Here is an 11076-nt window from a genome sequence, read left to right as displayed (position 1 = left end):
TCAAACCCAGTGACCGCTAACTGAAACGGGTGCGGCCTTCACCGGATGGATACGCCATTTGTCCCGGCAAGCCTCTTGCAAAGGATGGCTCAGCAAGCGACCCCATCGACGATTTTGGTTCCTATAAGCGATGGGCGAAGGGGGAATCCGATCACATGGGGTTCTGATTTTTTCCCCGCGCTGCTGAATCTCTCAGGTGATACTGGCGCACGCTCACTTCTCGAAAAATATCGCGCGTCTGTCGTTCCCATCCATATTGACGATCCCGGTATTCACTTTGACCTGGACACACCGGCAGCGTTGGCGGCCGCACAAAGTCAATGGAATCAGAGGCACGATGGTTTAACCAGACTACCGACCAAGCTTAGCGATCAATCACCGGATCGATGAGAATGGCCCGGAAATCGTTGACGTTCGTGCATGTGGGTCCTGTTACGACGAGATCGTCCAGCGCAGCGAAGAAGCTATAGGAATCGTTGCGGCGCAAATAGGCCGCAGCATCCAGTTTCTTCCCGGCAGCGCGCGTCAAGGTCGACGCGAACGCAACAGCTCCCGCATTGTCGCCGGCGCCATCCAGGCCATCGGTATCGACTGCCAGCGCCGCAATCCCTTCCTGCCCCGCTGTCGCCAGCACAAAGCCCAGAAGATATTCGCTGTTCCTGCCTCCTCTGCCTCGGCCGGAGACGGTCACGCTCGTCTCTCCGCCGGACAGAATGCATGCCCTACGCCCCGCTCGAAGCGTTTCGAGCGCCAGCTTTGCATGCGCGGAACCCAATTCACGCGCCTCCCCCTCCAGGTCATCCCCCAGAATGATCGGCTTGTAGCCGACGCTTTCGGCGCACCGGGCTGCTGCAATGAGAATATCGCCCGGCTTGACGATCAGGAACGCACTATCACCTGCCCGTCTTGATCGATCGTCAGGTGAGGGATTATCCAAACCCTTCCGCAGGTGCCGGTTGATGGATTCCGGAACATCTATGCCATATCGCTCGAGAATCGGTGTCGCCGCAACGGCTTCCGCCGCATTGGCAATCGTCGGACCAGACCCGATCTTGCGAATGTCGTCTCCCGGTATGTCTGAGACGGCAAGAGTGAGCAGGCGCGCCTTACCTACCGCATGCGCCAGTCGGCCGCCCTTCACCGTGGAAATCTGCTTGCGCACCGCATTGATTTCGGAAATTGTTGCCCCGCTTTTCAGCAAGGCCTTGTTCAGTCCTTGCTTATCTTCAAGGCTGACGCCTTCGGGCAAGCCGACAAGAAGCGCCGAAGCCCCGCCAGACATCAGCGCGATGACGAGATCATCGTGAGAAAGATCTTTGACCAACTCCATCATGCGGTCCGCAGCCACCACGCTGTTCCCGTCGGGAACCGGGTGACCAGCCTCCAAAATCTGAATTGGACCGGAATAGGAAGGCGATTGATGGCCGTAAGGCACAACGACGGCGCCGGAAAGCGGGGCCGGCCAAAGTCTGGCAAGCTCATTCGCCATCGCTGCCGCGGCCTTGCCCCCTCCGATGACGACGGTTCGACCGAGAGGAACTGAGGGGAGAAAGCGCTCAAGCTTGCCTTCGACGCCGGCAGCGTTCAATGCTGTCGACAGGAGAGCATCAAGCTGTACCCTTTGCCTCGCCTCGAGATCAACGAGCGCGCTCATTTCGAGACACCTACGCCATTTTCGACCGGCCGGCCGGCAAAGAAAGCGGCGATATCGCGCGCCAAGCTTAAGCCCATACCTTCCCTTGCGCGTCTCGTCGCACTTCCGAGATGCGGCAGGAGGAAGGTGTTAGGTGCCTCTACAAGATCGCGGCGAATATCGGGCTCGCCGACAAAAACGTCGAGCCCGGCGCCGCCGAGCTTGCCGGATTGCAACGCCGCAATCGGGTCGTGCGGCTGAGCGGAACAGGAAAGTGTCATAAGGCACTGTTTGGCTCGATACAGCGATAGATGGTGGCCGGGTGAACGTTGAAGGTCCTTGCGACGGCGCTAATGGACTTACCCTCGAGAACGAGTTGGCGAGCGAGCTCCGCCTGATCTGGGCGCATTTTCTTTGGGCGTCCGAAGCTCACACCGCGCGCCATCGCCGCCTTTCGCCCCTCCTCGGTTCGGCTCAATATGAGAGTCCGCTCGAACTGGGCGATCCCAGCGAATACGGTCATGATCATCACGCCAGACGGGGACGTGGTATCGGCCCAAGGTTCATCAAGCGATTGTAATCCTGCCTGCTTTTCCTTGATGCGTTCCGCGATGTGCAGGAGTTCGATGGTGGATCGCGCCAAACGATCGAGGCGGGCGACGACGAGAACATCGTCTTTGCGCAGGTGACCCATCAGCTTTTCAAGCTCGGGCCGGCCACGAGCGGCCCCCGATATTTTCTCTTCGAACATCATTTCACAGCCCGCCTCCGAGAGCCGACCGCGCTGGATTTCCAAGTTCTGATCCTCGGTGGAAACGCGCGCGTAGCCGAGCTTCATGCGACTGCTCCAGATATTGTGCGAAAGTTACTGCAAAACAATTTTGTTTCGCACATATGTTTTGCGAAGAAATTCGCCTTGTTTATCGGCATGGGCCGTCCCCTTCGCAAAAGTTGAAAGTTTCGCACGGTATGCCCACCCGTCACCTCACTGACGCCCAGCGTCAGGGCTTTGCCCGCTTTGATGGCGAACCGTCGGCCGATCAACTCGCGCGATATTTCCATCTGGACCAAACTGATCGCGACCTCATTGGAACTCTGCGCGGCGACCACAATCGGCTCGGCTTTGCCGTGATGCTGACGAGCGCCCGGTTTCTGGGCGCATTTCCAGTCTCGCCCGCCGAGATCCCAGCGTCGGTCCTGGCGGCCGTGATCGAACAACTCGCTCTTGAACCCGGCACGGACGTGGACGCCTATTTTGCGGGAAGCCGACGCATCCGGCACCTCGCGCTCATCCGGACGCACTGCGGCTTCACGGACTTTGGCGACAACGCGGTGGCACGTTTCCGGCTGACCCGATGGCTCTACGCCCTTTGCTGGAGCGGCGACGATCGGCCCGGCCCCCTGATTGATCGAGCTGCGGCCTGGCTGATCGCCAACAAGGTGCTGCTGCCGGGCGTCACGGTCGTCGAGCGCCTGGTTGGCAGGATCCGCGATCGTGCGCGGACCAGGCTTTGGCGCCATCTGGTCGCCAGCTTGAGCGATGACCAGCGCGTGCGCATCGCCGCGCTGTTTGACGATGGCGACACATCCACGTTCGCCGCCCTGGACGCGCTCCGGACCGTTCCCTCCAAGCGCATGCCGACCGAACTCTTCCGACACCTTGATCGGCTCGATGCGGTCCGGGCGTTCAATCTGCGGCCGGCGCCACCGCGGGGCGTTCCCGCCACAACCCTTGAGCGGCTCGCGCGGGTAGCGCGCGTCGGCAAGCCCTCGGCCATCGCCGCCCTTCAGGAGCCTCGTCGAACCGCGACCGTAGCCGCGCTCTTCCATACGCTCGAAGCGGCGGCCCAGGACGACGCCGCCGAGCTGGCCGAGGCTCTGCTCGCCGACTTGGTGAAAGGGGCTGAAGCCGCCGACAAACAGGCCCGCCTGCGCAGTCTGCGCGATCTCGATGGCGCCGCGATGCTGCTCCACGCAATGGGTCTGTTGGTTTTGACCGACGACGCCCTGCCCCTCAATGAATGGCGAGATGTGCTCTTCGAGCGGTTGCCCCGTCCCGACATCGAGGCCGCCATGTCCAAGGTGGAGGCGATCGCCAAGCCCGCGGAGACCAAGCCCTATGATCAACTGCGAACAAAATGGCGGAGCGCCCGGCGATTGTTCTTTGAAATCGCTACCCGCATCGAGACCGACGCTGCCCCAGGTGGCAAAAACGTCAAGGCCGCGATCAGCTACCTCAAGGGCGTGGACGACTGGTCCTCTCTCGTCAAGATGCGCGGCGCACCGATCGCTGCGGTCTCGAAGGCGTGGAGGCAACATGTCCTGGATGACGATGGCAGGATGCGCGACCCGAAGGCCTATGTCTTCGCGATCATCGATGCGTGGCGTCTGGCGATCAAGCGTCGCGATGTGTTCGCCAAGCCCGGCATCCGATACGGGGATCCCCGGCGCGGGATGCTCGAGGGCGAGTCCTGGCACAATTCCAGGTTGATGGTAGCACGCGCCCTGGGCCGATCTCTGGAAGCCGACATTGAGATTGACGGTCTCTCCCGCCTTCTCGACGAGGCATATCGACATGTCGTTGCGCGCGCCGGCGACAATCCGGACCTGCGTTTTGAGACGGTCGCCGACAAGATGGGGATTGTGGTCACGCCCCTCGACAAGCTTGATGAACCCGAGAGCCTTCGAGCACTTCGCGCCGCCGTCCAAACGCGCATGCCGAAGGCCGGAATGCCCGACATCTTTCTTGAAGTCATGGCGCGAACCGGATTTGCCAAGTCCTTTACGCATCTGAGCGAGCGTCAGGCCACCGTCGAGCACTTCGAGATAAGCCTGTGCGCGACCCTGGTCGGCGGCGCCTGCAACATCGGTCTTGAGCCGATCGTGCGCCCGGAATTTGCGGCTCTGCGTCGCGACCGTCTTTCTTGGGTCGGTCAGAATTTCATTCGGCCCGAGACCATCGCCGCGGCCAACGCCGCGATCGTTTCCGCTCACAGTCGTCTGGATATCGTCCAACATTGGGGCGCAGGCGAGGTGGCCAGCGCCGACGGCATGCGTTTTGTCGCTCCGTCGAGCGCCATACACGCCGGGCCCAACCCCAAATATTACGGCCAGGAGCGCGGCGTCACTTGGTACAACATGATTTCCAATCAGTTCAGCGGTCTGACCGGAGCGGTCATCCCCGGCACGTTGCGCGACAGCCTGGTCGTCCTGGCTCTCCTGCTGGAGCAGGAAACCGAGCTCGATCCTCTGGAGATCATGACCGACACCGCCGCCTATTCCGACGCCATTTTCGGTCTGTTCTGGCTCTTGGGCTACCGGTTCAGCCCCCGTCTGGCGGACATCGGCGACGCCAAACTCTGGCGTATCGACCGCCAGGCGAGCTATGGGCCGTTCGATCAGACCGCCTGGGGCAGGGTTAAAATCAATCTGATCCGGGAAAACTGGTCCGACCTTATCCGCTTGGCCGGATCGCTCAAGCTCGGCCACCTCAAGGCCGCAGGCGTCATGCGAATGCTGCAGGTCAAAGACCGCCCAACAACGCTGGCCAAGGCCCTGTCTGAACTCGGCCGCATCATCAAGACGCTGCATATCCTGCGATACATCGATGACCGGCCGTTCCGGCGACGAATATTGTTTCAGCTCAACCGGCAGGAATTGCGCCACAAGCTCGGTCGGCGCGTCCATCACGGCGATCGGGGCGAAATCAGAAGCCCTCTGCGTCAGGGCCAAGAGGAGCAGCTTGGGGTCCTCGGTCTGGCCCTCAACTCCATCGTCCACTGGAACGCTGTCTACATGCAGGAAACCGTGCGCCAACTCAGCGAGGCCGGGACGCCGCCGCTGCCCGCCGATATCGCTCGGCTCTCGCCGATATCTTGGCGTCACATCAATTTCCTCGGCCGCTACGACTTCTCCGTGCCTGACGCCGTCGCAAACGGCGGCCTCAGACCGCTACGCCAACCTAATTCCGAATGGGACTTTTGAAAGGAAATAATGCCCCTTACGACACTTTCCTGTTCCGCTCAGCCGCACGACCCTCTATAGGCTGTACCGCCCTAAAAACGTACCTATCGTGACCGAGGACAACGGAAAACCGCTACCTATTTGGGCAAACAGGGGAGGGGATGGTTGCTCAGTGCGCGCCCCTTCGCATGGGAAGCCCTTCCCTTGACTGGAGTACGGTAATACGCAATTATAGTTAGATAACTAAGGATATGGCCATGGAGAGAGGATTGCCGACAAAGGCGCTATGGGATCGCCTTCCCGAAATCGTTCGCTTCCGCGATCAACCGGGGATGACGGAGACCTACAGTTTTGCGGGCGCCGAGGGCACGACCGAGCTGGAAGGCCAGCTGTTCCGGCAGAGAGCGCGGCCATCTAAGGCGGTCTATTTGTTCATGCACCCCACAGCCACGGCCCAGCTGCTCCCAATGCCTGAGGCGCTTGCCGATGCGGGGTTGCACGTACTTTGCGCGTCGAGTCGCTACCCGAGAAACGATAGTGCGCTGATTATGGAAAAGGTCGCCTACGACATGGGCCAGTGGGTGCGCCACGCGCGCGAGTCGCTGGGTTATGAAAAGGTGATCCTGGTGGGATGGTCGGGCGGCGGCTCGCTATCGCTGTTTTATGCGGCCCAGTCTGAACATCCGACAATCACCCACACGCCCGCCGGCGACCTTTATGACCTGACAGCAGCGCGGCTGCAGCGGGTTGACGGAATAGTCCTCATCGCCGCCCACCTCAGCCGGGCGGAAGTGCTGACCGAATGGCTTGACCCCTCCGTCATCGACGAATTCGACCCGGACACGCGCGATCTCGAATTCGATATCTATAGTCCGGACTGCCCGAACAAACCACCATTCACCGCTGACTTCATCGCCGCCTTCCGCGAGAGGCAGCGGGCCCGCAATCGCAGAATTACCGCCTGGGCCGAGGAAATGCTTGCCACGCTCCGTCGTCGCAACGACGGCGAAACCGAACGCGCCTTCGTCACGCACCGCACGATGTGCGACGTGCGCTGGATTGATCCGACGATCGACCCCAATGGACGCGCGCCGGGGGCATCCTATCTTGGCAATCCACGCACGGTGAACGTGGGACCCGCTGGTTTGGCGCGATTCTCAACCCTGCGCTCGTGGCTGTCGCAATGGTCCTACGACCTATCCAACTCCAAGGCTGCCGTTAACGCGACAAAGATCCATCGGACCCCTGTGCTGCAGATCGAGAATGAAGCGGACGACGCGGTTCCCGCGAGCCATAATCCGATCATTCACAACGCGCTCACCGTTGCGAACAAGGAATTTGTGAGCATCAAGGGCGCGACCCATTTCTACCAGGGCCAGCCCGAACATGTCAGCGCTTGTATCGACGGGATCATCGACTGGAGCCACCGCAACGATTTGTGATCTGGCCGCCGCGATCGACGCGGCGCCTCCGCATTTTCGCTGCGGCGCGGCCGGCTTACGCCGGCCGGTCGCGGATTCCTTGCGGGGATCAGTTGTAGACGGCGTCCCGGATGTCGGACACGAACTTCCCCGACATACCCTCAAAGGCCGTGTTGGTCATGGCCACGACCGTCAGCGCGTTTGCACGATCGATGAACCAGCTATTGCCGTATCCGCCGGCCCAGTGAAGCGTTCCGGGAGACTGCGGCGACGGGACGGCGTGCGGATCTGCAAGCACTGCCCAGCCGAAGCCGAAGCCCCAACCCGGCCCGCAGGCCGCAGCCTGAGGTCCGAGCTGATCGGTCGCCATCATCTCGACTGTTTCAGGCTTCAGGATCGGACCACCCCCGAGCCGGATGGTTTCCAGAAAGTGCAGGACGTCGCCCGCAGTCCCCACCATCCCACCCCCGCCTGACGGATAGGAGTTTGGATCCAGGATACGGCTCGGCGCGAACGTTAGCGACCCGTTGAAGGCATCCAGAGGCACTACCATGCCGTCCGTGATGCGGACGGGAACGGATTCGCTGTTGAAGTAATTCGTCGCGAGCCGCTCAACATCCGCAACGGCAAAGCCGGTATCGACGATACCCAGCGGATCCGTGACCAGTTTGCGCACAGCATCGCGTAGCGAACCACCGGTAACGCTCTCAACCACCCCTCCCATCACATCCATGCCAAGGGAATAGCGAAAACCCGACCCCGGTGCGGCGGTAAGCGGGGCGGCAGCCAGGCGCCGAAGATTCTCGGATAGCGACAATCCCGGTTGATCCAACCCGTCGGAGACGTCGAGGCGACGATAATGGCCATCGCTCCCTTCCTGAAACGGATAGCCGAGCCCCGATGTGTGCGTGAGCAGATGGCGGATCGAGATGACCGGAACCGATCCATCGGACAGGCGCGGCTGAAAGTCGGGCAGGAAGCGCGTCACTGGATCGTCCAGCCTCACAACACCATCCTCGATCAGGCGCATCACGGCGGCGGTGACAAAGGGTTTGGTCACCGATGCAAATCGGAAAATGCTATCCGTTTGCATCGGCTTTTGCGATTCACGGTCTGCAAATCCCGCCGCGCGGCGATAGGCGATCTTGCCGCCCCGGGCGACGATCACGACCGTTCCCACCAAACGATTGTCGGCGAGAGCATTGTCTATCGCGCGATCCAGGCGATCGGACACATCCGCGCCTTTAAAGGCTGATGAACTCATAAGTTCAAACTCTCCCGATACTCTCGCAGACCGGACGCGGCCCGCACCTAAGCGATTGCAGTCATCAACCGCGCGGTGGAGAGCGACGACGATTCGGTCGGAGGCAAGGCCTGACCATCAGCACACCTCTCCACGCAACCTTCACGTCGCAGACCGCCACCGTGCAGTTCCTTAGTTATCTAACCATTAGTGATGTAAGTATCGGCGCGCAACATTGATGTGGGGCATCCATGGTGGCGAGGACACCCACTATCGCATCAGTCGCCTGCCTCATGAGTGATGCCGGCGACCCCTCGGTCCTCTCGGCGCCGCCGACCCGGCTTCGCGTCGGGCTCCTCGGGGGAGAGGCTCCGAATCGCAGCTTCTAGATTGGTCTGCAGCTCGCCCAATAGGGCGATCTGGAGATCCGCTTCGCGGCGCGAAATGCCGGTCTTAGCGATATCCCCAACTTCGATGCCAATGGGCAGAAGCTTCCTTTTCAGCTCGTGACCGTAAGGGGTGAGGAAGATGTTGATCTTCCGCTTGTCCGCCGCGTTGCGGACCCGGGCAACGATTCCCCGTTGCTCCATGGAAGCGATCGCCGAAAGCGTGGTCAGCTCCATCGTTCCAACAAGGTCGGACAGTTCCTTCTGGGTTAAGCCGTCCTGGTCCCACAGGACGCGCAAGAAGTACCACATGCCCAGGGTGACGCCGAACTGCTCGATCTTCAGCTGTAGCAGCTTTTGCATAAGTCGATGCGTGAGTCGGATTTGATATCCGATACTCAGGTCGAACGGCAGGTTGATTTCCCCGCTATCTCCGCTCATCGAAATCGGCCCTGCATGACCCGAACCATCGGGCCTGTTGAATGTCGAAACCAGCGTGCATTCCTTCTTGGCAACCGCCCCAGCCGCGTGGGTCGGTTGACTTGTTAATGGATTATGACTTGACGGTCCCGCGGTTTCTCATCCGGGTCGAGGGCGAGATTCCGGCGTTCGTTCGGCGGCCTTGATGGTCGTGACTGCCATATATTCAACCGACGTAAGGGCACGAGGGCCACCCTAGTTCGGGCGGGATTCAAAGGGCCGGAGAACCCACGCTCAATCCGCGTGGAATAGATAGGGTGTCACCGAAGCACGATTCAGACCCGTTCGACCGCGAGCGCAAGGCCCATGCCGACGCCGATGCAGAGCGTGGCAAGGCCCAGTCTGCCGTCAGTATCCAACTGGACGTTGGCGGGCAGGTGCACCATCAAAGCCGTTGCCCCTGCCTCATTGGGAGGGCGAACATGGCGACACGCCCCAGGGAGAGTGCATTTGTCCAACAGGCCCGCCCAGCTCAATCCGGAATGGAGCCTTGGTTATCAGGTCCGGCGCTGCCATCGGCGGTTCGATCGCCTGCTCAATGCGATGCTGGCGAAGCACGATCTAAAGACGGGCTTCTGGTATTACCTTCGTGTGCTGTGGATCCGCGACGGCGTCACCCAGAAATATCTGAGCGACATGACCAACGTCACAGAAAACACGACTGTGTCGATAATCAACAACATGATGCAGCACGGGCTTGTAGAGCGCACCCGCGACAAGGTTGATCGCCGCAAGTTGAGCGTTACGCTGACCCAACGAGGCAAAGCCCTGGAAGCGGAGCTCATGCAATATGCGATCGACATTAACCGCATCGCCGTCGCCGGGATCGATCCGGCCGAGGTTGCGACGTGCGTCGACGTGCTTTCGCGCATGTCAGCCAATCTCGCCGCCGAATTCGATTCTATCCCGAACACCCCCGCCGAGGACTGACAGGGCGCAACCGGTCAGCGGCCGCTCGCCGGGTATCCTGCGGCAGCCCGGCAAAGACGGAGCATCGACAACCACGCTGCTCCCGCACCGCTTATGCTCCGCCCCGTCATTTCCCGGATTGCATCACGTCAGATCTTGAACTCCGCGAACGTCTCCGGCGCGAACATGTCCTCGATCGTCAGCTGGCGCGGCGACAGACCCTGCTCATGATGATAGCGCGTGAAGGTCTCGAGTACGTGGCGGTTCTTCTCGATTCCGTAAGGCCACCACTGATCGCCCAACGTCGCGATCGTTTCCTCGACCGCGGCAATTTGCCAGGGCAGCATCGTCTTGAGCGAGGCTGAGACGCGCAGCTGTTCGTAGGTTAGCTGCTGCGCCTGGACGAACGCCTTGTAGAGCGCCTGTGCGATCCAGCGGTTCTTCTCGTAAATGTCGCGGCGAATGGCAACGACGTGCATGATCGGGAAGATATTCGTCTTGCCGAAATAGGCTTTCTCGACCTGGACGAAGTCCGGGAACAGGCGCCGCACATTGTGCGGTTCCGAATAGAAGGTCGATGGAGCACGCGCGGTGTGCAGCGCGTCGATCTCGCCATCAGCCAACATCCGGGTCAGCGTCTGGTTTGGCCCGATCGGCTCAACCTTGAACTTGTCCGGCAGATTGAGTTTGAGCTTTTCCTCACGGCCCGGCTCTTCCTCGCCGCCCGTGACATAAGTGACCGACGCCGGGTCGATGCCATATTCGTCCTGCAGGATACCGCGGATCCAGACCGGCGCGGTCATCTGATATTCCGGGACGCCGATGCGCTTGCCGACAAGGTCGGACGGTTTTTCGATGCCGCTCTTGGCCGACACGAAGATGCAGGAATGACGGAAGAAACGTGACGGGAACACCGGGATGGCGATAAAGTCTGGATTGTCCCGGCCCAGAGTCACGCAATACGATGACATCGAAAGCTCGGCGGCATCGAACTCGCGATTGCGCAGCATCCGGAAGAACGTTTCCTCGACGGACAGCACC

10 protein-coding genes are annotated in these 11076 nt (G+C 60.8%); 4 read left to right on the top strand and 6 right to left on the bottom strand.

The features are described from left to right. The first annotated feature begins 45 nt into the window (after positions 1–45). Positions 46–390 carry an NTP transferase domain-containing protein gene (locus tag AX692_RS20825; RefSeq protein WP_081095405.1) on the top strand — a complete coding sequence of 115 codons (345 nt, stop codon included), beginning with the start codon at positions 46–48 and terminating at the stop codon, positions 388–390. Here the strand turns inward: AX692_RS20825 and AX692_RS16380 are convergent. From AX692_RS16380 to AX692_RS16375, 3 genes are read right to left on the bottom strand one after another with little or no spacing between them, the layout of a single operon-like run. Next, positions 365–1654, bottom strand: a complete 1290-nt coding sequence (locus AX692_RS16380; RefSeq protein WP_026002710.1) for a glycerate kinase type-2 family protein — start codon at positions 1652–1654, stop codon at positions 365–367. The genes AX692_RS20825 and AX692_RS16380 overlap by 26 nt on opposite strands. After that, a complete protein-coding gene (locus AX692_RS19265) occupies positions 1651–1914 on the bottom strand; it encodes an NAD(P)-dependent oxidoreductase (protein ID WP_066210351.1) in 264 nt (87 codons plus the stop codon). Before AX692_RS19265 ends, AX692_RS16380 begins: the two co-directional genes overlap by 4 nt. Then, positions 1911–2471, bottom strand: a complete 561-nt coding sequence (locus AX692_RS16375) for a recombinase family protein (protein ID WP_011950653.1) — start codon at positions 2469–2471, stop codon at positions 1911–1913. The genes AX692_RS19265 and AX692_RS16375 overlap by 4 nt, the downstream gene beginning before the upstream one ends. Positions 2472–2602: 131 nt before the next feature. On the opposite strand from AX692_RS16375, the gene AX692_RS16370 reads away from it, so the two are divergent. Together AX692_RS16370 and AX692_RS16365 are read left to right on the top strand one after the other, a co-directional pair. Next, entirely contained in the window at positions 2603–5617 is a 3015-nt protein-coding gene (locus tag AX692_RS16370; protein WP_037555775.1) for a Tn3 family transposase, read from the top strand. Between the two features lie 236 nt (positions 5618–5853). Next, entirely contained in the window at positions 5854–7038 is a 1185-nt protein-coding gene (locus tag AX692_RS16365) for an alpha/beta fold hydrolase (RefSeq protein WP_037556851.1), read from the top strand. A gap of 88 nt (positions 7039–7126) precedes the next feature. On the opposite strand, the gene AX692_RS16360 is transcribed toward AX692_RS16365, so the two are convergent. Further along, complete coding sequence (locus AX692_RS16360) at positions 7127–8281, bottom strand: serine hydrolase domain-containing protein (RefSeq protein ID WP_062347427.1); 1155 nt, start codon at positions 8279–8281, stop codon at positions 7127–7129. A gap of 257 nt (positions 8282–8538) precedes the next feature. Beyond that, on the bottom strand, positions 8539–9087 hold the full coding sequence (locus tag AX692_RS16355) for a MarR family winged helix-turn-helix transcriptional regulator (RefSeq protein ID WP_066271311.1): 549 nt from the start codon (positions 9085–9087) through the stop codon (positions 8539–8541). Positions 9088–9576: 489 nt separating this feature from the next. Here AX692_RS16355 and AX692_RS16350 point away from each other — a divergent pair, with 489 nt between their 5' ends. Beyond that, the gene (locus AX692_RS16350; protein ID WP_062347432.1) at positions 9577–10056 is read left to right on the top strand and encodes a MarR family winged helix-turn-helix transcriptional regulator; all 480 of its coding nucleotides are present in this window, start codon (positions 9577–9579) and stop codon (positions 10054–10056) included. A 128-nt stretch (positions 10057–10184) separates the two neighbouring features. Here the strand turns inward: AX692_RS16350 and AX692_RS16345 are convergent. Then, on the bottom strand, positions 10185–11076 hold an 892-nt coding region (locus AX692_RS16345), incomplete at its 5' end, for an ABC transporter substrate-binding protein (RefSeq protein WP_062347425.1).

This window comes from Erythrobacter donghaensis (assembly GCF_001557325.1).
Taxonomy (GTDB): Bacteria; Pseudomonadota; Alphaproteobacteria; order Sphingomonadales; family Sphingomonadaceae; genus Erythrobacter; species Erythrobacter donghaensis_B.
Note: the sequence above shows the minus strand (reverse complement) of the source record. Positions and strands in the feature narration are given on the sequence as shown.

What these genes read in the sequence shown, in the direction of transcription:
- AX692_RS20825 (WP_081095405.1), top strand. Translation starts at nt 46, where the DNA reads ATGGATACGCCATTTGTCCCGGCAAGCCTCTTGCAAAGGATGGCTCAG.
- AX692_RS16380 (WP_026002710.1), bottom strand. Translation starts at nt 1,654, where the DNA reads ATGAGCGCGCTCGTTGATCTCGAGGCGAGGCAAAGGGTACAGCTTGAT.
- AX692_RS19265 (WP_066210351.1), bottom strand. Translation starts at nt 1,914, where the DNA reads ATGACACTTTCCTGTTCCGCTCAGCCGCACGACCCGATTGCGGCGTTG.
- AX692_RS16375 (WP_011950653.1), bottom strand. Translation starts at nt 2,471, where the DNA reads ATGAAGCTCGGCTACGCGCGCGTTTCCACCGAGGATCAGAACTTGGAA.
- AX692_RS16370 (WP_037555775.1), top strand. Translation starts at nt 2,603, where the DNA reads ATGCCCACCCGTCACCTCACTGACGCCCAGCGTCAGGGCTTTGCCCGC.
- AX692_RS16365 (WP_037556851.1), top strand. Translation starts at nt 5,854, where the DNA reads ATGGAGAGAGGATTGCCGACAAAGGCGCTATGGGATCGCCTTCCCGAA.
- AX692_RS16360 (WP_062347427.1), bottom strand. Translation starts at nt 8,281, where the DNA reads ATGAGTTCATCAGCCTTTAAAGGCGCGGATGTGTCCGATCGCCTGGAT.
- AX692_RS16355 (WP_066271311.1), bottom strand. Translation starts at nt 9,087, where the DNA reads ATGAGCGGAGATAGCGGGGAAATCAACCTGCCGTTCGACCTGAGTATC.